The sequence below is a fragment of the Kribbella sp. NPDC048915 genome, from assembly GCF_040649595.1.
GTDB lineage: Bacteria > Actinomycetota > Actinomycetes > Propionibacteriales > Kribbellaceae > Kribbella.
In genome coordinates this window covers 13,548-38,807 of sequence record NZ_JBEZFT010000009.1, presented here as the reverse complement: position 1 = coordinate 38,807, position 25,260 = coordinate 13,548, and the positions used below count along the sequence as shown (strand labels likewise).

General features: G+C 68.3%; 21 protein-coding genes and 1 pseudogene. 16 read left to right on the top strand and 6 right to left on the bottom strand.

Features of this window, described 5'->3' with window-relative positions:
• Positions 1–2 precede the first annotated feature (2 nt).
• Positions 3–1,322 (top strand): hypothetical protein, encoded by a 1,320-nt coding sequence (locus AB0B82_RS07465; protein WP_360163714.1) that lies wholly within the window; start codon positions 3–5, stop codon positions 1,320–1,322.
• Here AB0B82_RS07465 and AB0B82_RS07460 read toward each other — a convergent pair.
• Positions 1,266–1,742 (bottom strand): MarR family transcriptional regulator, encoded by a 477-nt coding sequence (locus AB0B82_RS07460; protein WP_360163712.1) that lies wholly within the window; start codon positions 1,740–1,742, stop codon positions 1,266–1,268. The genes AB0B82_RS07465 and AB0B82_RS07460 overlap by 57 nt on opposite strands.
• Positions 1,743–1,854: 112 nt before the next feature.
• Between AB0B82_RS07460 and AB0B82_RS07455 the strand changes: the two genes are divergently transcribed.
• The 3 genes from AB0B82_RS07455 to AB0B82_RS07445 all read left to right on the top strand — a co-directional run bounded on the left by AB0B82_RS07455 (position 1,855) and on the right by AB0B82_RS07445 (position 3,823).
• On the top strand, positions 1,855–2,241 hold the full coding sequence (locus tag AB0B82_RS07455; RefSeq protein ID WP_360163710.1) for a tautomerase family protein: 387 nt from the start codon (positions 1,855–1,857) through the stop codon (positions 2,239–2,241).
• A gap of 4 nt (positions 2,242–2,245) precedes the next feature.
• Entirely contained in the window at positions 2,246–3,466 is a 1,221-nt protein-coding gene (locus tag AB0B82_RS07450; RefSeq protein ID WP_360163708.1) for a beta-ketoacyl-[acyl-carrier-protein] synthase family protein, read from the top strand.
• 168 nt (positions 3,467–3,634) lie between these two features.
• Positions 3,635–3,823: a hypothetical protein gene (locus AB0B82_RS07445; RefSeq protein ID WP_360163706.1), complete on the top strand. Its 189-nt coding sequence runs from the start codon at positions 3,635–3,637 to the stop codon at positions 3,821–3,823.
• A gap of 89 nt (positions 3,824–3,912) precedes the next feature.
• Here the strand turns inward: AB0B82_RS07445 and AB0B82_RS07440 are convergent, their stop codons facing one another.
• A complete protein-coding gene (locus AB0B82_RS07440; RefSeq protein WP_360163704.1) occupies positions 3,913–4,344 on the bottom strand; it encodes a helix-turn-helix domain-containing protein in 432 nt (143 codons plus the stop codon).
• A 208-nt stretch (positions 4,345–4,552) separates the two neighbouring features.
• On the opposite strand from AB0B82_RS07440, the gene AB0B82_RS07435 reads away from it, so the two are divergent.
• The 7 genes from AB0B82_RS07435 to AB0B82_RS07405 all read left to right on the top strand — a co-directional run bounded on the left by AB0B82_RS07435 (position 4,553) and on the right by AB0B82_RS07405 (position 12,758).
• The gene (locus AB0B82_RS07435) at positions 4,553–5,194 is read left to right on the top strand and encodes a hypothetical protein (protein ID WP_360163702.1); all 642 of its coding nucleotides are present in this window, start codon (positions 4,553–4,555) and stop codon (positions 5,192–5,194) included.
• 193 nt (positions 5,195–5,387) lie between these two features.
• Positions 5,388–6,389, top strand: coding sequence for a hydroxyacid dehydrogenase (locus AB0B82_RS07430; RefSeq protein ID WP_360163700.1), 1,002 nt, complete (start codon positions 5,388–5,390; stop codon positions 6,387–6,389).
• Positions 6,390–6,530: 141 nt separating this feature from the next.
• Complete coding sequence (locus tag AB0B82_RS07425; protein ID WP_360163699.1) at positions 6,531–7,832, top strand: extracellular solute-binding protein; 1,302 nt, start codon at positions 6,531–6,533, stop codon at positions 7,830–7,832.
• On the top strand, positions 7,829–8,770 hold the full coding sequence (locus AB0B82_RS07420; RefSeq protein ID WP_360163697.1) for a sugar ABC transporter permease: 942 nt from the start codon (positions 7,829–7,831) through the stop codon (positions 8,768–8,770). The genes AB0B82_RS07425 and AB0B82_RS07420 overlap by 4 nt, the downstream gene beginning before the upstream one ends.
• Positions 8,767–9,660: a carbohydrate ABC transporter permease gene (locus AB0B82_RS07415; RefSeq protein WP_360163695.1), complete on the top strand. Its 894-nt coding sequence runs from the start codon at positions 8,767–8,769 to the stop codon at positions 9,658–9,660. The genes AB0B82_RS07420 and AB0B82_RS07415 overlap by 4 nt, the downstream gene beginning before the upstream one ends.
• Positions 9,661–9,691: 31 nt before the next feature.
• The gene (locus AB0B82_RS07410) at positions 9,692–11,662 is read left to right on the top strand and encodes a DUF2264 domain-containing protein (protein ID WP_360163693.1); all 1,971 of its coding nucleotides are present in this window, start codon (positions 9,692–9,694) and stop codon (positions 11,660–11,662) included.
• Positions 11,663–11,672: 10 nt separating this feature from the next.
• Positions 11,673–12,758: a LacI family DNA-binding transcriptional regulator gene (locus AB0B82_RS07405; RefSeq protein ID WP_360163691.1), complete on the top strand. Its 1,086-nt coding sequence runs from the start codon at positions 11,673–11,675 to the stop codon at positions 12,756–12,758.
• Between the two features lie 19 nt (positions 12,759–12,777).
• Here AB0B82_RS07405 and AB0B82_RS07400 read toward each other — a convergent pair whose 3' ends face one another.
• The 3 genes from AB0B82_RS07400 to AB0B82_RS07390 form a co-directional block, all read right to left on the bottom strand.
• Positions 12,778–15,549 (bottom strand): Ig-like domain-containing protein, encoded by a 2,772-nt coding sequence (locus AB0B82_RS07400; RefSeq protein ID WP_360163689.1) that lies wholly within the window; start codon positions 15,547–15,549, stop codon positions 12,778–12,780.
• A 1,028-nt stretch (positions 15,550–16,577) separates the two neighbouring features.
• The gene (locus AB0B82_RS07395) at positions 16,578–17,243 is read right to left on the bottom strand and encodes a DUF305 domain-containing protein (RefSeq protein WP_360163687.1); all 666 of its coding nucleotides are present in this window, start codon (positions 17,241–17,243) and stop codon (positions 16,578–16,580) included.
• 194 nt (positions 17,244–17,437) lie between these two features.
• Positions 17,438–18,376, bottom strand: a complete 939-nt coding sequence (locus AB0B82_RS07390; RefSeq protein ID WP_360163685.1) for a DUF1996 domain-containing protein — start codon at positions 18,374–18,376, stop codon at positions 17,438–17,440.
• Positions 18,377–18,614: 238 nt separating this feature from the next.
• Between AB0B82_RS07390 and AB0B82_RS07385 the strand changes: the two genes are divergently transcribed.
• The 4 genes from AB0B82_RS07385 to AB0B82_RS07370 all read left to right on the top strand — a co-directional run bounded on the left by AB0B82_RS07385 (position 18,615) and on the right by AB0B82_RS07370 (position 23,977).
• A complete protein-coding gene (locus AB0B82_RS07385) occupies positions 18,615–20,783 on the top strand; it encodes a discoidin domain-containing protein (RefSeq protein WP_360163683.1) in 2,169 nt (722 codons plus the stop codon).
• 11 nt (positions 20,784–20,794) lie between these two features.
• On the top strand, positions 20,795–21,832 hold the full coding sequence (locus AB0B82_RS07380; protein WP_360163681.1) for a LacI family DNA-binding transcriptional regulator: 1,038 nt from the start codon (positions 20,795–20,797) through the stop codon (positions 21,830–21,832).
• A 91-nt stretch (positions 21,833–21,923) separates the two neighbouring features.
• A complete protein-coding gene (locus tag AB0B82_RS07375) occupies positions 21,924–22,481 on the top strand; it encodes a hypothetical protein (RefSeq protein ID WP_360163679.1) in 558 nt (185 codons plus the stop codon).
• Between the two features lie 119 nt (positions 22,482–22,600).
• Positions 22,601–23,977, top strand: a complete 1,377-nt coding sequence (locus AB0B82_RS07370; RefSeq protein ID WP_360163677.1) for a serine/threonine-protein kinase — start codon at positions 22,601–22,603, stop codon at positions 23,975–23,977.
• Between the two features lie 480 nt (positions 23,978–24,457).
• Here the strand turns inward: AB0B82_RS07370 and AB0B82_RS07365 are convergent, their stop codons facing one another.
• Positions 24,458–24,691, bottom strand: coding sequence for a hypothetical protein (locus AB0B82_RS07365; RefSeq protein WP_360163675.1), 234 nt, complete (start codon positions 24,689–24,691; stop codon positions 24,458–24,460).
• A 119-nt stretch (positions 24,692–24,810) separates the two neighbouring features.
• Between AB0B82_RS07365 and AB0B82_RS07360 the strand changes: the two are divergent.
• Positions 24,811–25,260, top strand: a pseudogene (locus tag AB0B82_RS07360) (hypothetical protein); the annotation flags it as partial.

Below are 25,260 nucleotides of genomic sequence, written 5' to 3'. Positions count from 1 at the left end.
TGATGATCTGCCTGCTACCGAACTGCGGTTTCCTGTCGGAGACCTCCCGCATCCTCGAGCTGCACCGCGCGCTCACTGCGCGCGGCGTCGAGGTCGCGACCGCGACCCACGGCGGCCCCTACGTCGACCTGCTCCGCGAGCACGGCGTTCAGGTGGATGTGCTCGGCGACGGCTGGACACCCGAACGTGTCCGCGAGTTCGTCGCGTCGATTCCGGGCATCGGCCCGCCGGGGCAGAGCATGTGGACCGATGCCGAGATCCGGCAGTACGTCGCTCTCGAAGCGGAGTACTTCCGCGCTCGCGATGTGCAGGCCGTCGTCACCGGATGGACCCTGACCGCGCTGCTGTCGTCGCAGCTCGCCGGAATCCCGGTGATCGTCGAGCACTCCGGCGCGTTCGTACCGCCGCTGTTCGAGCGTGGCCGCGCCATCCCGCCGGAGACGCCGATGGGTTTGCCGCTCGAAGGACTCATGCCGGCGCGGCTCCGCAAGTTCCTGTTCAACAAGGGTCTGCCGCGCCGCAAGGTCTACACCGAAGGCTTCAACCGGGTGGCGAACGAGCTCGGCGTCGCCGGCGTGCCGAGTTTCCCCGCGCTGCTGATGGGCGACCTCACGCTGATCACCGACATCCCGGAAGTTTTCGGCGTACCACGTGACGAGGTCGACGGCTGGATCCCGAAGCCGGCCGCGTCGTACCGGTCCAATGCCCGGCTGCGCTACACCGGCCCGCTCTTCGCCCACTTCGACCTGCCCGTACCGGATCGCGTCGAACGCTTCCTCGCCACACAAGACCCGGTGGCGTACGTCGCGCTGACCTCGACGTCGGCCGACCTGGTCCGCGACGTCGTCGCCCAGGTGCGTACCGCCGTGCCGAAGGTCCTCGTCGCAGGTACCTCGCACGACCTGTCCGACCTCGAGAGCGAACACGTTCTGGTCGAGCGGGTGCTGCCCAGCCACCAGCTCATGCCACGCGTGGCGGTCGCCGTCATCACCGGCGGTCAAGGATCCGTGCAGACAGCCATGGCCGCGGGGACACCGTTCGTCGGCATCCCGCTCCAGGCCGAGCAGGCCGCCAACCTCGACCTCGCCGAGCGGCAAGGCGTCGCGCGCACCGTACCGTTGTCGCAGGCAACCGTAGGTGTGGCCAATGCTGTCCGTGCGATCCTCGCCGACCCGCAGACGAAGCGAAACGCTCAGCGCATCAGCGAGCTGTACGCCACGACGGACGGCGCCGGCACCGCCGCCGAAGCGATCATCGACGCCGCGTCACTCGGCCCACGGGGCAAGGTCGGTGTCGAGCACAGCACGAAGCGCCGATCGTAGCGCGGCCGCTTCCTCGACGCCGTACGCCGCCTCGAACTGATCCTGGGCGGACTGCCACAACGGCACCGCGCGATCCAGCGTCTTCAGACCGGTCTTGGTGATCTCGACCATCCGCGCGCGCCGATCCTGCGCGGACGGCTGCACGGTCAGCAGGCCGTCGCGTTCGAGCGGTTTGAGGTTCGTGGCCAGCGTCGTCCGGTCCATCGCGATGAGCTCCGCCAGACCGCTGATCGACGTACGCCCCGCGAGCGCCAACTTGCGCAGGATGGTGAACTGCGTCGTCCGGAGGCCGGAGGGGGCCAGGATGCGGTCATAGTGCGCGGACAGATAGCGCGCAGCGCGGCGGCTGGCGAAGCCGTTGCACTGACCGTCCATCGCGCGCAGGCGCTGCCGACGGGCCGCCTCGGTCTCTCGGGTCACGCTGTCCATGATAGGCGCAGTTGCTCATATCTCGTTGCGGCGGCTTGTGATCGGGGGAGATACGAGCATATGCTCGTATCTGTCGGATCCCCGCAATCCTTGAGGTTTCGTCATGCCAGTCTTCGAAGCACATCTGCCGCCGGGCCGTTACACCGTGGACCAGAAGCGCGCGCTCGCCGACGCGCTGAACCAGTCGCTCGTGGACGCGCTCGACCTGCCGGAAGGCGATCGGTTCATCGCGATCACCGAGCACGGCGCCGGGGAGCTGTACCTGCACCCCAGCTACATGGGCATGCAGCGCACCGGCGACGCGATGATCATCTCGGTGATGCTCGGCCCGCATCACCCGCTGGAGAACAAGCGCCGGCTCGCGGCGACCGTGAACAAGCTCGTGGTCGAGGCGCTCGGGGTGTCGCCCGACGACATCTTCCTCGCGATCATCCCGGTGCCGAGGGAGAACTTCTCGTTCGGCCGCGGCGAGCTGCAGCTGGCCGACTGACGGCATGAGTACTGCGGTGATCACCGGCCTCGGCACGATCGGCCCGGTCGGGCAGAACGTCGCCGAGAGCTGGCAAGCACTCCTGGCCGGGCAGTCAGGGGTTCGGCGACTGGCCGACGAATGGGCTCAGGACCTCACGACCGGCATCGCGGCGCCGATGGCCGTGGACCCGGCGACGAAACTCGATCGGGTGCAGGCGCGACGCCTCGATCGCGCGGAGCAGGCGGCGCTCGTGGCGGCGCGCGAGGCGTGGGCGGACGCGGGGTTGTCGGCGAATCTGGTCGACCCCGACCGTCTCGCGGTCGTGATCGGTACCGGCGTCGGCGGGATCAACACCGTCGTGAACAACCAGGACGCGCTCCGCGACAAGGGTGCGCGGAGCGTCAGCCCGCGGATGGTCCCGATGATGATGCCGAACGGCGCCGCGGCTCGCGTCAGCATCGACCTCAACGCGCGTGCCGGTGCGTTCACGCCGGCGAGCGCGTGTGCAACCGGGGCGGAGGCTGTTGCGTACGCGCTCGACCTGATCCGCTTGGGCCGGGCCGATGTGGTGATCGCCGGTAGTACGGAGGCGTCGATCAACGAGCTGACGATGGCCGCCTTCGCTCGCGCTCAGGCGATGTCCACCCGCAACGACGATCCGTCGTCGGCGTCCCGCCCGTTCGATCGCGAGCGGGACGGTTTCGTCCTCGGCGAGGGTGCGTCGGTGCTGATCGTCGAGCGCGAGGATCATGCCGCCGTGCGCGGTCGGGTGCCGTACGCGACCCTTGCCGGCTCGGCGGTGACGTCTGACGCCTACGACATGGTTGCCCCTGAAGCGCACGGTGCCGGCCAGGTCCGGGCGATGCGGGCGGCGTTGCGGGAGGCGGGGCTGTCGGCTCGCGAGGTCGGATATGTGAACGCGCATGCGACGTCGACGCCGGTGGGAGACGTAGTGGAGGCTCAGGCGCTGCGGACGATCTTCGGTGACCACAGTCCGGTGGTGTCCGCGGTCAAAGCCATGACCGGACACATGCTCGGCGGCGCCGGCTCGTTCGAGGCGATTGCCACTGTGCTCGCGCTGGTCCATCAGGTCGCTCCGCCGACGCCGACGCTCGTGGACGTCGAGCCCGGCCTCGGTCTCGACGTGACGCAGAAGGACGCGCGTCACGGCCTGTACGAAGCCGCCCTCAGCAACTCCTTCGGCTTCGGCGGGCACAACGCCGTACTGGTGTTCACCGTCTGAGCGTCAGCGGCATCCGAGGTGATCGTCAGCGGCGTTCGAGGCGCGCGGAGACCTCTGCTTCAGGGACGGTGTGGCCGGCTTCGCAGGTCAGCTCCAAATGGACGGCCGCGTCGCAGCCGGCGTCAGCTGCTCATCTAACTACAGGAAACCAAAGGCAGGAGAGTGGTCATGCCCACGCAGTACCGCGCCGATCTGGCGCCCACGCAGTACGTCGACGGGCCGCAGGGAGAGCGGTTCCTCGTGCGGAGTCACGCGGACGAGACCTCGCCCAACTGGGCGCCAGGTACTGACCGCGGACCCCCACCACTCACCAACCTGCGCCAGGCGGCCTTCGTGGTCGACGCTCAGGCGTGGTGAGGCTCGCAGGCGCGAGGTTGGTGAGTGGTGGGGGTCCGCCTCCGGCCGCGGCGCCGCTGGCGGGCGGCGGTAGACAGTGGGTGCTGGGGTCAGGGGATGACGGTGATGTCGGCGGGGGGAACTTCGTGGCCGGTGTCGTCGACGAAGGCGAGGTGTACCGGCGTGCCGGTGGTGGTTGCTTCGTACTGGACGTCGGGGAAGTCGAGGTGTTTGTTGCCCCACTGGCTCAGGGCGGCGAGGACCGTCAGGAGGTCGCGGCCGGCTGCGGTGAGGATGTATTCGTCGTGGGCTCGGCGGCCTTCGGAGCGGTAGGTCCGGCGCTCGAAGATGCCGGCCGTCACCAGTGCGTCCAGGCGTGAGGTGAGGGTGTCGGTCGGTACGCCGATCTGCTGGAACTCCGCGAACTTGGTTCGGCCGAAGAACGCCTCTCGCAGGATCAGCAGCGACCACTTCTGCCCGACGAGTTGCAGCGTGTGGGCAATCGGGCAGTTCGCGTTGGCGGGGCGACTGAGGAGATCCATCAGTGCAGTCTAACCCCAGGCTTCAATTTTCCAAGTTTTCTCGTCGGATCGCTTGTCCCAGGTTCGCAGTCTAGGTAGCTTGGATTTCTGAAGTCAGCATCTCCAGAGGAAACGAGCGAACGATGAGCGATCTGCTGCAGTACGTACTCGAGGCCCACGGCGGGCTCGACCGGTGGCGTGAGGTGAAGAGCGTCACCGCCGAGATGAGGTGGCCGGTGCGACCTGGACCAAGAAGGGTTTGCGGGGGCAGGTGTTCCAGAAGCCGTCGACGGTGACCGTTGAGCCGCAGCCGGCGAGGACGCGTTTCGTGCCGTTCGCCGGCGATCTGAACGCGACGTACACGCCTGGTCTGGTCACGCTGCAGGATGCCGAGGGCAACGACGTCGAGCGGCTGGAGAATCCGCGGCGGACGTTCGCGGATCATCAGCTGGACACGACGTGGACGCTGCCGCAGGGTGCGTACTTCAGCGGGTACGCGATGTGGACCTACCTGACCACACCGTTCCTGCTGGCCGAGCCCGGCGTCCAGACGCGCGAGATCGAACCGTGGCAGCAGGACGGCGAGACGTGGCGGGTGCTCGAGGCCGAGTTCCCGGAGTCGATCGCGACGCACGGGAAGCAGCAGTTCTTCTACTTCGGAGCGGACGGTCTGTTGCGCCGTACCGACTACACCGTCGAGATCTTCGGCGCCGGCATCCAGCGCTCGGCGCACTACACGAACGCGCACCAGGTCTTCGACGGGTTCTCGTTCCCCACGCAGCGTCGCGTCGTACCGCGCAAGCCCGACAACGCGACGCTGGACAGCCCCCTGCTGATCACCATCGACCTCAACCACGTCACCGTCCGCTAGTCCCGCGGCGCCGTCCGATCAAAGGCGGCAAGAGTGCGGATGTCATGCACAAAGTGGGCTCGGGTGGCGGGCGGGTGGCCCCGGCGCGCGGCGTCCGGCGCGCTGGTAAGCGTTTGCAGAGTGCGGGTCGGATGCTTACCCTGAGAGCAACTGGATAGAAACGTTTCTGTCGTTACTGTTGCGAAAGGCTCTCATGGGTACGCCTACCGTCTGTGTGGATCTGCCGCCGAAGCTCGAGTCCGAACTGTTCGCCGACGAGTCGCTGCAGCGGCTCGCGCGGTTCGGGCGGCTGATCCGGCAGGGGGAGGATGCGGCGGCAGTCACGGCGGACGGCGGGGATCCGCGGCTGCAGGCGGACATCCTGATCACGGGCTGGGGGTCGCGCCCGCTGCCGGCCGCGACTGCGGCGTCGGACCGGCTCGGGCTGATCGTGCACAGCGCCGGATCGATCCGCCGGCTGATCCCGGTGGAGCTCCTGGCCACCGGCGTGCGGGTCAGCCAGGCCTCGGCCGGGATGGCGCAGTCGGTCGCCGAGCTCGCGCTCTACATGACGATCGCCAGGCTCAGAGACCTCGACCGCATCGACCGGGTGATGAGTACCGATCACGCCTGGGCCGCGGCGGACTTCGGCCTCGGGCGCACGCTGTCCGGAGCGACGGTAGGCGTCGTGGGAGCGAGCCGCGTCGGCCGCGCGTACGTGAAGCTCGTGGTCGCGTCCGGCGCGGACGTGATCCTGCACGACCCGTACCTGTCCGAGCGTGAATGCAAGGAGCTGGGCGCCCGGCCGGCCCCGCTCGACGACCTGCTGAGCCAGTCGGCAGTCGTCGCCCTGCATGCCCCGGTACGTCAGGAGACCAGGCGCATGATCGACGCCCGGCGTCTGGCGCTGATCCCGGACGGCGGCGTTCTGGTCAACACCGCACGGTCCGCGCTGGTCGACACCGAGGCACTCCTGGCCGAGTTGCGCACCGGGCGCCTGAGTGCGGCGCTGGACGTGTTCGACGAGGAGCCACTGCCCGCGGACTCGGAGTGGTGGCGGCTGCCGAACGTGCTGCTGACACCGCATCTCGGTGCGCGAACCTGGCATTCCCGCCGGACCCAGGGTGAGATCGTCGTCGAGGAGGTACGGCGATACCTCGCCGGCCTCGAACTGCGGTACGAGGTGCACCCCGACACCTACGACCTGATGGCCTGACGCGCTCCCGGATCCCGATGCAGCATCAAAGTTTCAGAGATCATCGCGAGCTGTTGCGAAACGATACTAGAAATGCTTACGCTCTGCGGGAAACGCTTACCGCCGAGTCCGGGAAGCGACCGACAGGAAGTGGTGAAGGTGATGCAGCGAGGTTTGAAGGCCGTGACGGCTGCGGCGCTGAGCGTCGCGCTGATGGCGATCGCCGCGTGTTCGTCCGGCGGCGGCAGCGGCTCCGGGGGCGATGAAGGACAAGACCCGGCGACCGCGACCGGCACGCTCCGGGTCGTGGTACCGAACTTCCCGGCCAACAACGAGGGTCAGGCCGTCTTCCAGGGAATCGTCGACATCTTCCACAAGACGTACCCACAGATGAAGGTCGAGCCGGACTTCGTGCCGTACGACAACCTGAACGAGAAGATCTCCACCTCGCTGGCGGCCGGCAACAACTACGACGTGGTCAGCGCCGGTGTCGGCTGGGTGCAGCCGCTGGCCGACCTGGGCGCGATCCAGTCGCTGACCAAGCTCGGCGTGAAGACCGAGGACCTGGAGAAGACGGTGTACCCGGCGTTCGTGCCGCCGATGAAGTACGAGGACGAGCTGTACGCCGTCCCGGTGGTGGCGAACCCGCGGTTGCTTGCCTACAGCAAGAGTGCGTTCACCGAGGCCGGTCTGGACCCGGCGAAGCCGCCGCAGAGTCTGGACGAGCTGCGGGAGTACGCGAAGAAGCTGACCAAGCGGGACGCGAAGGGCCAGATCACCCGGACCGGTTTCGACTTCTGGGCGCCGGCCAGCAACTACCGCCAGCAGTTCGTCGCGTTCATGGGCGCCAAGGGCGGCCAGATGTTCGACGCCGACGGTCAGCCCGCGTTCGACACCGACGCCGGAATCCAGGCGCTGCAACTGGTGCACGACATGGTGAGTGTCGACAAGTCCTCCCGGTACGGCTACCAGAACTCGGCCAAGACCGCTCTCGTGACCACTGGTGAGGCCGCGATGGGATTCGCCAGCCCGTACGTCGACTGCTCGACCGGCGGCGACGGCATCGGTGCCAAGTGCAAGGACCTCGTGTACTTCAACCTGAAGGACAGCAAGGAGGTCATGTACGTCGGCGGCCGGGTCGCGGCGGTCGGCGACGGGACGAAGTACCCGCAGGCGGCGCTCGCGTTCGTCAAGGCGATGCAGGACCAGAAGTCGCAGGAGGCGATCTCCAAGCTCGACGTCGGCGTCCCGATCAGCAGCGACGCGGGCGACAGCGCATTCGTGAAGTCGAACCCGGCCGGCTCGTTCGCCTGGAAGAACCTCGACAAGGCGATCTTCGAGTACGGCGGCGCGACGTTCCTCGACTTCCGCTCGAAGTTCGGCCCGTCGCTGGACGAGGTGATCTTGGGCAAGAAGTCGCCGCAGGACGCGCTCAAGGAACTGGACCAGGTGGCGCGCAAATGACCGCTCAGACACTTGAGCGCCCGACGGCCGGCAGCGTGGACAAACGCCCTGCCGGCCGTCGGCGGGGCGGCGTCGAACGCGCCAAGGCCCGCGCCGGCTGGCTGCTGCTGACACCGGCGCTGCTGCACTCGGTGATCTTCGTGGCGTTGCCCGGGCTGATGGCGGTCTACCTCAGCCTGACCAACGCGCGCGTGGCCGGTCGCGGTGACTTCATCGGTCTGGAGAACTACACCGAGCTGCTCGGCGACTCACAGTTCCGCGACGCCGTCCTGCGGACGCTGCTCTACACCGTGGCCGTCGTACCGGTGGCGATGGTGCTGGCGCTCGGGATCGCGATCGCGCTGAACCAGCGGATCCCCGGTCGCGCCCTGTTCCGCACGCTGTTCTACATCCCCGTGGTGACGTCGACGGTGGCCGTCGCGTCGGTCTGGCTGTGGATCTACAACCCCGCGGCCGGGCTGGGGAACCAGGTGCTGTCGTTCTTCGGGCTGGCCCGCTCGGGCTGGCTCACCGATCCGAACGTGGCGCTGCCCGCGCTGATGGTCGTCGGCGTCTGGCAGGGTCTCGGCGCCAAGATGATCATCTACCTGGCCGCGCTGCAGAGCATCTCCAAGGATTTGATCGAGGCGGCCACGCTGGACGGCGCCTCCCGCTGGCAGACCTTCCTGCACGTCACCTGGCCGGGCATCGCGCCGGTGCACTTCTTCGTGCTGGTCACGTCGATCGCGGGGTCGTTCCAGGTGTTCGACCTGATCTACGTCACCACCGGCGGCGGCCCAGCGCATGCGACCAACGTGCTGACCTTCGACATCTTCACCAACGCCTTCGAACGGCTGCACATCGGCTACGCCTCGGCGGAGACCGTGATCATGCTGCTGTTCGTCGGTGTGCTGATCGGCCTCGGCCGGCTCAGCGTGCGCCACCGGGAGGGCATGTGAGTACCGCCGTACGGGCACCGTCACGGTTCGCGCGACCGCGAGCGGGGCAGGCCCTGCTGGTCGCGTTCCTGACCGTCGCCGGGTTCTTGATGATCCTGCCGTTCCTGTGGATGATTTTGACGTCGTTCAAGACGCTCAACGAGGTCAACCACTTCTCCTGGCTGCCGGACCGGATCGTCTGGCAGAACTACCTGGACGCGCTGAAGGCCGCGCCGTTCGCGATGTACTTCCGCAACAGCCTGATCGTGGTCGTCGGCCAGACGATCCCGGTGCTGCTGCTGTCGACGGCGGCCGGTTACGCGCTGGCCCAGCTGCCGGTCCGCGGCTCGCGCAGCATTCTGAACTACTTCATCGTGTTGCTGATCGTCCCGTTCCAGGTGCTGATCGTGCCGCTGTTCCTGGTCGTACGGCGGATTCCGTTGGCCGGCGGCAACGACATCTTCGGCAACGGCGGCACCGGCTGGCTGAACACCTGGGCGGCGCTGATCGTGCCGTTCATCTCGGCGCCGCTGTTCACGTTCCTGGCGCGGCAGTTCTTCGTGTCGCTGCCGGCCGAGCTTGCCGACGCCGCGCGCGTCGACGGCGTGTCCGAGATCGGCATCTTCTTCCGGATCATGGCGCCGCTGGCCGCGCCGGCCTTCGTGACCATCACGCTGTTCAACGTCGAGTCGGCGTGGAACGGGTTCATCTGGCCGCTGGTCGCGACCAGTTCGGAGAGCCTGCGGCCGTTGCAGTTCGGCCTGGCGACGTTCGCGCAGGGGCAGGGCGGCGTTCAGTGGCCGTTCCTGATGGCGATGTCGGCGCTGGCCACGCTGCCGATGATCTTGCTGTTCGTGTTCGGCCAGCGATACTTCATCGCGGGCATGGCCACATCAGGTATCAAGGGTTGAACCCCTCCCGCACCGACGACGAAGGTGGACGATGATTCCCGAACTGCCCCCGCTCCAGGTGTCCGGACCGCTCGCCGCGGTGCTGCCGGCCGAGGACCGGGACCTGAGCCCCTACACCGGTCTGACCAGGGAGCATTGGATCGCGGTCGCCGACCACCTGCTGACCGCGGCGGACGCATACCGCTCGCCGCTCGGCGCCCGGATCAACTTCCCGGGCCGCCCGTCGCAGCAGGGCACGGCCACGGACGGGCTGGAGGGGTTCGCCCGCACGTTCCTGTTGGCAGCGTTCCTGCACGCCGGCGGCGCCGATCGCAACAAGCACCTGGACCGGTACGTCGAGGGCCTGATCGCGGGCACCCGCACGGTGGGTGCCGACGACCTGGACTCGTGGCCGGTCGTCGGCCATATCGGCCGTGACGGCCAGCCGCACGTCGAGGCGGCCGGGATCGCGCTGAGCCTGCACCTGACCAAGGACGACACCTGGGGCCGGCTGGCGCCGGACGAGCAGGACCGGCTCGCCGACTGGTTCCGCGCGACGATCACCCGGGAGCCGTCGCCGAACAACTGGTACCTGTTCCCGGCCACGATCGCGAGCTTCCTCGAAGGCGTCGGCCGGGGCGACGAGCAGACCCGCTACGTGATCGACCGGGCGATGGAGCTGGTCGAGCTCTGGTACCGCGGCGAGGGCTGGTACTCCGACGGCGCCGGCGAGGCGTACGACCACTACGTCGGCTGGGCCATGCACCTGTACCCGATCCTGCACGCGAAGCTGCACGGCCTGCCGGAGCTCGACGTCCTGGGCGGACGCCTCGAGGAGTTCCTCGGCAGCTTCGCCCGGACCTTCGACCGCAACGGCGCGCCGCTGTACTACGGGCGCAGCATGACCTACCGAACGGCGACCCTCGCGTCCGTCGCCCTGGGCGAAGCCATCGGCCGGACGCCGCTGACGCCGGGGCAGACCCGGCGGATCCTGTCGGCCGGTCTGCGGTACTTCGTCGAGCGCGGATCGATCACCGACAACGGGGTGCTCTCGCTCGGGTGGCACGGCGAACACCTGCCCACGTTGCAGCGGTACTCCGGCCCGGGGTCGCCGTACTGGGCCTCGAAGGGGTTCCTCGCGCTGATGCTGCCCGAGGACCACCCGGTGTGGACGGCGACCGAGACTGAACTGCCCGCGGACACCGAGGACCACACGCGTTCGCTCGAGGTCGGTCTGCTGATTCAGACCACCGCGGCGGACGGGCTGGTACGGGTCCACAACCATGGCAGCGACCACCTGAAGACCGACGCTGCCGACGCCGGTGCGCCGGACCCGCTGTACGCGCGCTTCGGCTACTCGACCCGCACCGGCCCGACGTCGCTGCACGACCCGGCCGACAACGACATCCAGGTCCGGATTCGTGGGATCTGGAGCGCGCGCCGGCAGATCCATCGCGTGGCCACCGGCGAGAACTGGGCCGCGTCCTGGCACGCGCCGCGCTTCCCGAGGTTCTCGCCCTGGGAGGCCAGCGACTCCGCCGACGGCGGACCGGTGTTGCCGTCGGCGCGGATCGAGAGCGTGACCGCCGTCCGTGGTGCGCTCGAGGTGCGGATCCACCGCTTCGTCCGGATCCCACCCGAGCTGCCGGTGCGGCTGTCCGGCTGGGCCGTGGCCGCCAAGCATCCGCGCGACATCGCCGCGCAGATCGACGGTTCGGCGGTTGTCGTCGGCACGGACGACCTGCGGTCGACGGTGGCCGGCCTGCACGGGTTCGACTCCGCCGGTACGTCGTCCGCGTCGTACGGAACGGCGTACGGCGAATGGGCCGTCATCCCCGAGGTCCTGGGCCGAACGGATCGGACCGAGCCGGCTCGTACTGTGTATGTTGCAGTCACGTCGCTGAGCGGTGTGCCGGTCGACAACACCGTCACCGCAACGGTGGACGGGGGAGTGGTCACGATCGAGTGGGGCGACACGCGACAGGTGGTCGATCTCGACTCGATCTTCGCCGGCATCAGGTAGGAAGGACCCGATGGACGAGACCGAGACGGCGCCGACCCGACGGGGTGCACCGACACTGCGCGACGTGGCGCGTCGTGCGCAGGTCTCGGTCGCGACCGCGTCGCGCGCGCTGACCAGTGACTACCCGGTGGCCGAGTCCACCCGGGCGAAGGTGCTGCGCGCGGTACAGGACCTCAACTACGCCGTACCGTCGCGCCCGCCGAAACGCAACCAGGCGGCGACCCACGTCGCGATGGTGGTGTCGGACGTCGTCTCGCCGCTGCGCAGCCTCGTCGCGACCGGTGTCGCCGAGGCTGCCGGGGATGCGGGCCGGATCAGTTCGGTCTACATCACCGGCGGGGATCTGCAGCGCGAGGAGCAGGTGTTCGCGCGGCTCGAGGAGCAGGACGACCTGGATGCGGTCGTCCTGGTCGGCGGTGTCGAGCTCACCGAGGCCTACGAGGAGCGGATGTCCCGCCATGCCCGGGCGTTGCATGCGCGTGGCGCTCAGCTGGTGCTGTGCGGGCGCCCGCCGCTGCGGGCCGGGGTACCGGCGCTCGTCGTCGAGTACGACAACCGCGGCGGAGCGTACGCCGCGACGAGCCATCTGCTGTCGATGGGCCACCGGCGCATCCTGACGCTGACCGGTCCGGAGAAGTCGACCACCACGATCGGCCGGATGGCCGGGTACCGCTCGGCGCACGAGGACTTCGGACTCGCGTTCGATCCCGCTTTGGTGATCCCGTGCCGGGCGGACCGCAGCGGCGCATACCAGGGCTGCCGGCAGGCGCTCGAGGACGGCCTCGAGTTCACCGCGATCTTCGCGCACAACGACGTGATGGCCTCCGGTGCGCTGGCCGCGTTGCGGGAGAGCGGCCTGAGCGTGCCCGACGACATTTCGCTCGTCGGGTACGACAACATCCCGGTCGCCCAGGAGCTGTCGCCGCCGCTCACCACCGTGTACATGCCGCACGAGGAGATGGGGAAGGCTGCGGTTCGGCTGGCGTTGGAGCGCCCCGAGCCGGGCTCCGGCCGCGAGCGCCAGTTGCTCGGCACGCACATCGTCATTCGCGACTCCGTTCGCCCGCTCCCTGCGTCCCACCACACCAAGCGGTAGGACGCAGGGCTCATCGGCTCTAGCGCTTCACGTCGAAGGTCAGGACGGCGGTCCGGGAGTTCACCCAGCCGTCGTTGACCTTCCATTGCACGGTGAACTGTCCCGTGCTGCCCTTGTCCGGCGTGTAGGTGAAGGTCCGATCCGGCCGTACCTCCAGTCTTCCGCGGGCCGGCTGGCTCACGACGGTGACCGCGAGCGGGTCGCCGTTGCCGTCACTCGCCGGGAGAGTTCCCTTGACCGGCGTGAACCTGTTGGTCGGGTACGTCGCATCGCTCGCGACCGGGGCCACGTTCTCGCTGATCAGCTTGATGACGTCGAGGCCGATCTTCGGGTTCGACGAGGCCGGGTTGGTGCCCGCGCTGGTGAACTTGAACCCGTAGCGCCCGGTCACCGGGAACGTCACCGCGCCGGCATCGGCCGTCTTGATGACGCCGCTGCCGGGGTCGTAGGCGTCGATCACGCCGCCGAGCGGGGTGCCGGGGGAGTCGGCCGCTTCACCCGGCGCGAGCAGTGACGGCTGGAACCTACCGCGGGCCGCGCGCGCGTCGTACCCCAGGTTGAGGTCGTACGTACCGGCCTCGACCGTTGTGTAGAAGACCGCGTAGTCGCCGGCCTTGAGGAAGTCAACGATGCTGTAGCGCTTGTTGCTTGCGCTGCTGCTCGATCCGCCGGTCTGGTTGACCTTCACCACACCGGGCTCGTTCGTCACCACGTCGGACCTGGCCGGGTTCGCCTCGTCGTAGGTGAACAGCTCGGCCTCGAACGTCGGATTCGGTTCCCGGTACGGCGGAACCTCGCGCGGCGCCGGGGCCGCAGGCCCACCCGGCTTGTACTCGACCTGCAGCCGGCTGACGACGGCGCTCCCACTGGCCTCGATCTTGAAGAACCTGAACTTCGACGGGCCTGCGTAGCTGTACTTCGTCCTGCTGCCGTCGACGTACGTGGTGCGCTTGGTCGGCAGTTCGTAGTACGCCTTGCCGTCCTCCGAGCCGTACAGGCTCACCTCCGCGGGCGCGTTGTACGCGAACACGGCCGCGCCGGTGAGCGTCCCGCCGACGGCGTACTGGACGCTGGTCGAGGTGCCGTTGCGGCTCTTCAGGACGCCGAGATCCTCCTGCTGCGCCGAGTTGCCGTACGACTTGCTGATGATCGCGTTCGGCTCGCGGTCGTACGTCTTCGAGAAGTCGAAGAGATCGTCGACGATCCACTGCCGGTTGACGACGACCTTCGCCGAGACGTTCGACGGTCGGGAGCTTCCGCTGCTGTTCTGGGCGATCACGCGGTAGTAGTACGAGTGGCCCGGCTTCGCTCCGGCGTCGTGGAACAGGCTGCTGTACGTCGGCAGGTTGTCGTACACGACCCCGGCCGTCGTCCACGGACCGCTCTTGGACTCGCTGCGCTGCACGGTGTAGCTCTGCGCGCCGGTCGACCCCTGCCATGAGATGTGACCGACGTCCGCGATCGGCAGCAGGTGCGGCGCCGCGGGGATGCTCAGGGGCGGCGGACCGGTGTGACCGGTGATCTTCCAGGCCTTCTCGACCAGGATCTGCTGCAATGTGATCTCGGTCTGGATCTCGGGCAGGTAGCTCGCCGAGCCGGGGAAGCCCGGCCAGTTGAGATCCTCGTACTGCGAGTCCGCGTCGGAGTGCTTGTAGAACCCGCCGTCACGGCTGTGGAAGCGGGTACCCCACCAGTTGGCACCGCCGGTTCCGTCGGCGATCGCCTCGTCCAGCAGGCTGGTGAGCGTCGACGGCGACGTGTACATGGCGATCTCGCCGACCACGAGCGACGTCTTGCCCTTGGTCAGCTCGCGGATGATCTTCACTGTCGGCGTGGCGCCGATGTCGCCGGTGGCCGACGTACGGATGTTCTCCGGCAGTCTGCTGTCGGTCGCCGGGCCGGTGAGCCCGACGTACGTGTGGTACGAGAGTACGTCGATGTTCGGGTCGTCGGAGTACTCGTCGTAGTCGTGGGTGATGCTGCCGTTGACGAACTTGACCACGTCGTCGGGCTTGTTCCGCCCGTCGATGAACAGCTGGTTCGGGGCCGACGTCTTGACGAACTTCGCCAGGTCGTGCAGCCAGGCGGCCCGCTCCGGCAGATTGTCGATGACGATCTCGTTGCCGGACTCCCAGCCCATGATCGCCTTGTCGTTCTTGTACGGGACGCCGGTGTAGACGTTGGTCCGGTTCAGCAGCTGACCGACCATGTCCTTGAACCGCAAGTTCGCGCGGCTCCCGACGGTGAAGAAGTTCTCGCCGTACGTCGAGGTGCCGCCGCGCAGGGTCGCCTTGTAGTTGACCAGCGGGATGTACAGGCGGATGCCTTCTTCGTTGCAGATCTGCAGGAGCTTGTCGAGCACCCGCATCGCGTTCTCGTTGAAACTGATCTCGTCGCTGCCGGCCGGTGCGTTCACCATCGAGTACGGCACGGTCGACGGGTCGGTGCCGTCGGCAACTGTCACGACGAAGGTGCGCAGCACCTGGCCGTGCATCTGCTTGACGGTCTCCACCGCGTCGCGCAGTTCGTACTCGTTCGGCAGCCGCAGCTGCGTGTCCGACTCGAACTTCTTGTCGGTGATCGTCTGCAGGATGTCCGGCATGTTCGTCGAGACGAACCGGAACTCGTCCGGCCCGTCCATCAGCTTGTCCCCGGTCCTGGTGACGAAATGCTCCAGAACACTGCGACCGGCCGCATGGGCGGCCTGTTGTCGGGTGATCACCAGCGGTACGACGGTCGCCAGCAAGGCGACCAGGCACACCGCCCTGACCACGATCCTCTTCCCAGCCATCGGCTTCCTTCCGCCAAACGGTAAGCGTTTGCCCGGGAACGGTACGCATTTCTAGTATCGTTACGCAATAGGTTGCTGTTGTTTCTGTCATATGTTCATTCGAGGCTGCTCCAGGGTGGCGTAACAAGCAGAAACATGCACAGATCTGCGGCCTGGCAACCACCATCCGGGTGTGGAACCTCGGTAGACCGCATCCATGCGGTCCCCGCCCCGGCCGCCACCCCGCTCGACGCCGCAGTACGGCACTCTGTCCGGTCCCCACTAGAAGCCGTCTGGCCGATGCGCCTCGCCCGACGCCGCAGTTCGGAATCGCCGGTCCTCGCTCGGACCCCGCCCCGGCGGCGCCCCCGCTCGGCGCCGCCGGGCAAACCTGGAGGGTTTTCTGATGTACAGCGGGGAGAATCCTCCATCGTCGTGCGGAAATTCCTCCTAGATGATTGATGCGCGGCCCGAAGGTGTGCACGCTCGACAGTTAGTGTGGTGCGGGGCGGGTGTGTTCGGCGCCTGAATCACGCTCAGCTGTGACCCCTGTCACGGGAGACGTCCTGTCGACCTGACACAACGCCACACAAGCCACACGCCACCCGCCCGAGCGTCCTCGGCCCATCACTACGACCACCGAATCCAGACCAGGCCGTGCATCAATCATCTAGGAGAGTCTTCCGCGACTCAGCAGTGCCGGGTTGTCGAGCGCGGCGAAGGGTGGTGGTCGGCTGGCCCAACCGGCTGCCGAGGCGGCTGTCGAAGTGGCTGCCGGGATGGCTGCCCGGTCGGCATTAGGGCGGTGTCTCGGCGGGAGTTGCACTGGGCGCCAGATCTCGGGGCGGTGTGTCGGAGTTGCATCCGTGCTCGCGTTCCCGGACAACCCTCCAGTTCGGTGGTTATCCCCTGAAATGGAGGGTTGCCCATCGAAAATTTGGGTGGGCAACCCTCCATTTGGATGGGCAACCTGCGGGAGCACGCCGGCGCGGGCGTGCGGAAGTAGGCCGGGTGGGGCGGTGTATGACGGCAGTTGGGTAGGTGGTGGGTCAGTGCGGGAGGGTGGTTCGGGCGGTTGTCAGTTGGATGGTTCGGGTCTTCTCGATCTGGATGGCGAGGGACTTCACGGTGGGGGATTTGCCGGCTGTCTTGACGCTGTGGATGACCTTGGCGGATTGCTGCAGGTGGTCGTGGATCTCGGCCGTCAGGATCTTGTCGAAGGCGGGGCCGTGGAGGTTGCTGAGGGCATCCAGTTCGTCGGGGCGGAGCATGCCGGGCATGTCGTGGCCGGCGTGGATGTTGGTGGCGGGGAGGGAGGCCTTTGCGCGGAGGGCTTTCAGGGCTGCGATTTCGGTGCGATGGGCGGCGGCGAGGGTGGCGGCGAGGCGGCGTACGGCGGGGTCGTGGGAGTGAGTGGGGGTGAGGTCGAGGAGCTGGAGGAACTGTTCGTTCATCGGGATCATCAGTTGCAGCCAGGCCGCGTCGGTGGTGTTGAAATCGGCGGGGAGGGTCTTGGCGGTGGACGGATGAGTGTGCGTCGTCGAGTGGGTCTCGGGCGTCGGGTGGGTGTGGGGGTCCGCGGTGGGATGGGCGTGTGGGGTCGGGTGGGTATGCGAGGTTGCGTCGTCACCCGGGGTGGGCGCCGCGGCGGACTGAGTGCCGCAGGCTGTCACGGCAGCGCAGAGCAGCGTGGCCGCCGTCAATGCGGCGAACACATCACGCGGTACACCGCGAGTTACGCGGCGCAGTACGTCCCGCGGTACACCGCGAGTTACGCGGCGCAGTACGTCCCGCGGTACACCGCGAGTTACGCGGCGGGGGAGATCGCTGAGCGCAAAAGGCATGGGGGTCCTTGGGGGTGGCGACCTGCGGTGCCGGGGTCTGCCCTTGCCCGGCACCGCAGGAAGTGTCAGGGCCGGCCCGGGAGGCGGTAGTTGTCGCCCAGGACCTGGCCGCGGTCGGGTTTGTAGAGGTCGAACCCCTTGGAGTTGCACTGCAGGCCACCGTTGATGCAGTGGCTCACCAGGGCTGCGAGTGTCGGCGGGTCCCAGGCGTTGAAGAAGTCGTAGTGCCAGGAGTACCCGCGGCCGCTGGCCAGGCGGATGCCGGTCAGGTCACCGTCGGCCGGGAACGCGATCTTGAACTCGAGCATCGGCACCGGGTTCGGGTGCGAGGCGGGGCAGGCGCCGTTGACCGGATACGCCATGTGGCTCTTGTGGTCTGCGGAGTCGAGGTCGCGGCCGTTCCAGCAACTCGGTGCCTGGTAGCGGTTGTTGAGCTGGGTGCCGGACGGGCAGCTCTGCGGGAAGTCCCAGTTGAAGAAGCTGTCGCCGCATTCCCAGCCTTCGACAGCACCCGGCGCGGTCCGGAAGTCCTCCTCGCTGGCTGCCGGACTGCCGACGACGAAGCGCAGTCCGGGCGGGAACGGGCGCACCGCCTGGTAGTCGAGGATGCCGGACTTGTAGTAGATGACCTGCGCCCAGGTCTGGATGACGGGCTCGTTGCCGCGGAACATCGTCGGCCACCAGTACGCGGACAGATCGTCAGGGTTGAGGCAGGTGGTCGAGTAGGCGCCGGCGTCGTTCAGGCTGTCCAGCGTCGTGGCGGCGTTCGTCGTGGTGTTGCCGACGAAGCTGTGCTCGTGGGATGCGCCCGGCATGTTCGGGAACACGATCGGGTCGTCGGGTGCGCGGTGGTGGACGGTGCAGTTGACCTGGAACTCGTGGTGGGTCACCAGGTCGTCGGCCGCCGCCGGGGTGCTGATCGCGGTCAGCAGGGCGGCGACGACGCCGACGACGGTGCCGCCGGCGGACAGCAGTTTTCGCTTCGGGGTGCGGAAAGTGGACACGGAACTCCTCCGGTGGAAGATTCCGCGGGGGCGGTGGATCGGGCAGCCCGCGGGATGAACGGATCCGCGGGAGAGCGCTCTCTCATTCAGCGTCGGGGCCGCCCCGCGCAGTGTCAACCCTTCGCCGGTTCCGGAACCGCGGAGCGTGTCCGAGCCATTGACAAGCGGTCACGCGGTCAGCACCATCGGTCGGGCGAGAGAGCGCTCTCTCACCTCTCTCCGAAGGAGTTCCGCCCCGATGAAACTCTTGACACTCACGGCAGCCGGCGCGGTCGGCGCGCTGCTGCTGGGCCTGGTCCAACCCTCGGCGTCCGCCCGGCCCGATGCAGCCGCCGACGCAGCCGGAGACGCAGCCGTCGCCGCGGCCCTGGTCTCCCAGGGCAAACCGGTGACCGCGTCGTCGAGCGAAGGCGCAGGTACGCCGGCCGCGGCCGCGGTCGACGGCAATCTCGGCACCCGGTGGTCGAGCACGTTCGAGGATCCACAGTGGCTTCAGGTGGATCTCGGTACGACGGCAACCCTCGAGCAGGTCGTGCTGCACTGGGAGGCGGCGTACGCGACCGGGTACCGCATCGAAGTCTCGAACGACGGCCAGCAGTGGAGCCAGCTCTACAGCACCACCACCGGACAGGGCGGCACCGAGACCCTCGCCGTCAACGGCTCGGGCCGGTACGTCCGGATCTACGGAACGCAGCGCGTAGGCGGGTACGGCTACTCGCTGTGGGAATTCCAGGTCTTCGGCACACCGGGTACCGGCGGACCGCCTCAGGGTGACGGTACGGTCCGGATCGCCGGCAGCCAGGGTAACTGGCAACTGCTCGTGAACGACACACCGTGGACGGTCAAGGGTCTGACCTGGGGGCCGCCGGCAACCGAGGCCGCCCAGCGACTGCCCGAACTCAAGTCGATCGGCGTGAACACCGTGCGCACCTGGGGCACGGATGCCAGTTCCAAACCACTCTTCGACGCCGCGGCGGCGAACGGCATGCGTGTCGTGGCAGGCTATTGGCTCCAGCCTGGTGGAGGACCCGGTAGCGGCGGCTGCGTCAACTACGTCACCGACACCGACTACAAGTTCACGATGCTCTCCGAGATCCGGCGTTGGACCACGGAGTACAAGGACAACCAAGGCGTCCTGCTGTGGGACGTCGGCAACGAATCCGTTCTCGGCTTGCAGAACTGCTACTCGGGCAGCGAACTCGAGCAGCAGCGGATCGCCTACGCGACGTTCGTCAACGAGGCGGCCAAGGCGATCCACGCGATCGACCCCAACCACCCGGTGACCTCGACCGACGCGTGGACCGGCGCCTGGCCGTACTTCGCGCAGTACGCCCCGGATCTCGACCTGCTCGCGGTGAACTCCTACGGCCACGTCTGTCAGGTGAAGCAGGACTGGATCGACGGGCAGTACACGAAGCCGTACATCCTCACCGAGGGCGGCCCGGCCGGTGAGTGGGAGGTTCCGAACGACGCGAACGGCGTACCGGACGAGCCGACCGACGTCGAGAAGCGCGACGGCTATCTGGACGCCTGGAACTGCTTGATGAGCCACACCGGCGTCGCGCTGGGGGCGACGCTGTTCCACTACGGCACCGAGAACGACTTCGGCGCGGTGTGGTTCAACATCACGCCCGGCGGCGAGAAGCGGTTGTCGTACTACGCGATCCGGCAGGCGTACGGCGGACCGTCGGGCGGCAACCAGCCGCCGGTCATCACCGCGATGAACCTCAGCCGGACCACTGACGTACCGGCCGGCGGCACGATCACTGTGGATGTCGCGGTCAGCGATCCGGACGGCGACGCGCTGACGCACGAGTTCAAGGTCGGCGGGAAGTACGTCGACGGGAGCGGCGCGCTGGTGACCACACCGTCGAGCGGCAACGGCCCGTTCACCGTGACTGTCCCGCAGCGGCTCGGGGTGTGGAAGCTGTACGACTACGTCCGTGACGGGCGCGGGAACGTCGGCATCGAGACCAGATCGATCCGGGTCGTCGCGCCACCGGTCACCGGTACGAACATTGCCCGGGGCAAGGAAGTGACTGCGTCGTCGTACCAGCAGGTCGGTGACGGCGCACCGTTCCCGCCGTCCAATGTCACCGACGGGAACAACGTCACCCGGTGGGCGAGTGATTGGTCCGACCCACAGTGGGTGCAGGTGGACCTCGGGCAGGTCACGTCGTTCGACAAGATCCAGCTGATCTGGGAGTCGGCGTACGCGCGGGCGTACCGGATCGAGGTGTCGGACGACGGCAGCACCTGGCGGCAGTTGTACAGCACGGCCGACGGCAACGGTGACGTCGACGACCTCGCAGTCGGCGGCTCCGGGCGTTACGTTCGGCTCACCGGTACGCAGCGCGGTACCGGCTTCGGATACTCGATGTACGAATTCGGCATCTACCAGAACTGAGGTCGTGCGGAGTGCGACAGACACGAGCCGATGCGTCCCGGCGGACGCCGACCCTGGAGGACGTCGCCAGGGCGGCCGGGGTGTCCCGGGCCACCGTTTCCCGGGTGGTGAACGGGAGCACCACGGTCGATCCGCGGATGCGCAGCCAGGTCGCGAAGGCGATCGAGACCACCGGCTACATCCCGAACGCGGCCGCCCGCACGCTGGTCAACGGGCGGACCGGAGCGGTGGCGCTGGTGATCTCGGGGTCCGACGGCTCGGCCGACCAGCTCTTCCGGGATCCGTTCTTCGGGCGGATCACCGGGGGAGTGGTCCGGCACCTGCGGTCGCGCTCGATGCACCCGACGCTGATGCTCGCCGACTCCGACCAGGACCGGCAGGAGGCGGTGGACTTCGTCCGCCGCGGCAACGCCGACGGTGCGCTCCTGGTCTCCACCCATGCCGGGGATCCGCTGCCCCGGTTGTTCGTGGCCGCCGGGATCCCGGCCGTGCTGTTCGCGCGGCCGGCGGTCCCGGTGCCGATCAGCTTCGTCGACCTCGCCCACGCGGCCGGTGCCGCGCTGGCCGCGGACCGGCTGGCCGACCGGGGCTGCCGGCGGGTCGTCACGATCGCCGGTCCCGCCGACCTGCCGGCCGCGAACGACCGGCTGGCCGGCTTCCAGCGGGCGATGGAACGGCGTGGGGTTCCGTACGTCGAGGTTGCCCGCGGCAACTTCACCACCGAGAGCGGTGAGCAGGCGATGACCGAGCTGCTCGCCGCCGTACCGGACGTGGACGGGGTGTTCGCCGCCAACGACCTGATGGCGATCGGCGCGCTCCGCGTCCTGCACGAACACGGGCGGTCGGTCCCGGACGATGTCGCGCTGATCGGCTTCGACGACAGCGAACCCGCCCGGATGTCCCGGCCGCGGCTGACCACGATCTCCCAACCGGTCGAGAAGATGGCCGAACGGATGGCCGCGATCCTGCTCGACCGCCTCGATGCCGAGGACGCACCGCTCACGTCGGTCGTCTTCGACCCCGAACTCGTCGTCCGCGAATCTGCCTGATCGCGCGCCGATCCCGTTCGGTTCCGCCCCTACCGATTGCCTGGCCACGCTCGTCCCGGATACCGGCCAGGCGGCGATCAGCGTCGCGGACGTGGACGGGGTCAAGCTCGCCGGTCTGCTCGTCGACGCGGGACCGGTGAACTCGCCGGTGCTGATCGAGGTCGGCCCCGCCGGGTCGAACGCGAGTCATGCCGCCAACCCGACCTCGCTGCACGACGTGTACGCGCGAATCGGCGGCGCCCATGTGACCATGTACCGACTGTTCGTCGAGCACTACCAGGAGTACGAGGTGCTGTGGAACGGCAACGGCGGCCGCACGTACTTCTTCCAGAACGAGTTCCCGTACGACGTACCCGATCAGGCGTCGTGGTCGAGCGGTGGCGGGACGCAGGGCTGGGCGGCGTACAAGGTCGCGAACGGCGTGACGTCGCACGAGGCGTGGGGTGTCGGCAGTTACTGCTTCTTCAGCCCGAACAACTCGATCGTCGCCTCGCCGTCGTTCGAGGTGCCGGACACGCCCGGCGTGCGGTTCCACGACCTGGTCTCGGTCTCGCTCGGCGGCGTCGGCACGATCGACAACGTCATCAACAACACCGGCGGCCGGGCGGATGCGACGACGCAGCAACGGTACGTGGTCAGTTACCCGTGAGGTCAACCCGGCGGCCGGCGTGATCGTCCACGATGTGTCAGGAGTTCGCCGAGGCGATAGCCTGGCAGATCGGGTGAATCAAGCGGTTGCCGTGTCAACGGCATGGGTACGGGAGTCGGATGCTGATCGCAGAGCGGTACCGGTTGGGCACGTCCCTCGGTCGGGGCGGGATGGGGGAGGTCTACCGGGCCACGGACGAAACGCTCGGGCGTGAGGTCGCGGTCAAGCTGATGCTCCGGTCGAGTGGGCACGCGTCGGCAGTGGAGCGCTTCCAGCGGGAAGCGCGCGCCGCCGCGCGGCTCACCGACCCGCACATCGTGGCGGTGTACGACTTCGGCGAGTACGACGACACGTTCTATCTGGTGATGGAGCTGGTCGAGGGGAAGTCGGTCGCGGCCGAGCTCGAGGAGAGCGGTTCGCTGTCGTGGGACCGCGCGGTCGCGATCGTCGAGCAGGCCGCCACGGGACTGGCGGCCGCGCACGCGCAGAACGTCGTCCACCGCGACATCAAGCCGAGCAACCTGCTGGTGACGTCCGACGGTGTCGTGAAGGTCGCGGACTTCGGTATCGCGCACGTGTCCGGTGCGGACAAGGAGCTGACGGTCACCGGCGAGCTCCTCGGCAGTCCGCACTACCTGTCGCCGGAGCGCGCGCGGGGTGAGCAGGGCGGTCCGGAGTCGGACGTCTACTCGCTGGGTTGCGTGCTGTACCAACTGGTGACCGGCCGGCCTCCGTTTGTCGGCGACCACCCGACGGCCGTGCTGTACCAGCACGTCGACACCCCGCCGGTGCCGCCGGCGGATCTGCGGCCGGAGCTCGCCGGGCCGTACGAAGGCGTCCTGCTGCGGATGCTGGCCAAGGATCCGGAGGAGCGGCCCACGGCCGAACAGCTCACGGACATGGCGCGGGCTGCCGAGTTGTTCCCGCCGATCGATGCGGTCGTTCCGGTCGTTCCGGTCGCGGATCCGACCGTGCCGGTGACGCCGACTCAGGTGGTCCCGGCGGCGGGTGCCCAGGAGGCTGCCCAGGAGGCTGCCCAGGCTCGCAGCCGGAAGCCGTTGCTGATCGCGGTTGCTTCGCTGCTCGTGATCGCCGGCGCGATCGCGGCGGCCATCGGCCTGCGGAACACCGGCGACGACCTGCCGCCGACGGTCGATGTCGGTCCGCAGCCGACCAGTACGACGCCAAGTCCCACGGGCGGCCCCACGACCACCGCGCCGACGACATCGGAGACGTCGCGGGAGACGCAGACCACGCGCAACACCCCGAGCGCCACCCCGTCCGACACCCCCAGCGCAACGCCGTCGGCGACGCCTTCGGACACCCCGAGCGCCACCCCGTCGGAAACCCCGTCGGACACCCCCAGCCCGACGCCGACCCCCACCCGCACGTCGACGTCGACCCCACCGTCCAACACCCCCTCACCTACCCCAACCCCCACACCTACGCCCGAACCCTCGAATACCCCACCCCCATCCAGCACCCCGACCCCATAGCGGGTCGGTCGGGTGGCTCCCGCGCGGGGGATACCGCGCGTGTTGGGGTTATCTGTTCGTGCACCAGCCCAGAATCCCCAACTCGAGGGGTTGACCCACCGTGTTGGCCCGCACGAGCGCCCACGACGGCAGCGGTCGCCCAGGAGACCCCGGGCAGCACGCGGTCATCCTCGCCCCGCCCCGAGCTCCCCCAGCCACGCCAGTCTCCCGGCCAACCCGACCAACCCGGCACACGTCCGAGCGTCCTCGGCTCCATCACCGCCTACGACCCACCGAATCCAGACCAGGCCGCGCATCAAGTATCTAGGAGAGTTTTCCGCACGACACTGGAGGCTTTTGCCCGCCATACGGGGGAAAACCCTCCATAGATGCGGCTTCACCGACCCCACGCCCCGATCGCTCGCGCCCTCATCACCCCAGCCAGCTCTCACCCCGTCGGCTTGAGACCACCGGCGCGTCACCCAGCGTCGCCTGGCGTGGTCAGATGAGGTCGATCAGGTCGGGTTCGCGGCGGTAGCGGTAGGAGTTGCGTTCGGCGACGGATCCGTCGGGGTTCATGACGATGTGGTCGACGCCGTACCACTGGGCGACGGTGGCGCCTTGGCTGACCTGGTCGAGTTTGTCGCCGCCGGCGGCGATGGGTTTGCCGGTGGTGCGCCAGCGCGTCTTCCAGATCCCGTTCTCACAGTAGGTTTCGATGTCGTCAACGGTCATGGCGGATCGCTCCCGTTGTGGTGTCAGCACACCTTTCCGTATAACATGTCATCGAAAGGATGACAAGAGTCACGCGTCGTCAAGGCGTTGACGGACAGTTCGTTGCGAGGGAGGTGGCCATGGCCAGCGAGAACACAGCCGACCCGACCGGGACCTCGGCGGGGGTCAGTTTTGCGTTGGTGGAGCAGACCGTCCGGCGGCTCGAGTCGACGTCGTCGGAGGAGCGAGTGGACGGGTCGGCGGCCGTGCTGGCCGCCCTGACCGAGCTCCGGCGCGTCCAGGACCAGTTGCAGGCGTGGGAGCCGTTGCTGATCGGCGCAGCCCGGGAGCGTGGGGCGAGCTGGGCCGCGATCGCTCCGGCGCTGGGCGTCGCCAGCCGGCAGGCCGCGGAGCGCCGGTTCCTCCGGCTCAACCCGCACGCGACCGATCCCGACGGTATGACCGGTGAGCAGCGCGTCCAGGCGGCGCGCGACCGTCGCGCGGGCGAGCGGGCCGTCGCGCAGTGGGCCCGCGACAACGCCGCCAGGCTGCGTCGTCTCGCCGCCCAGATCACCGCGCTCGACGACCTC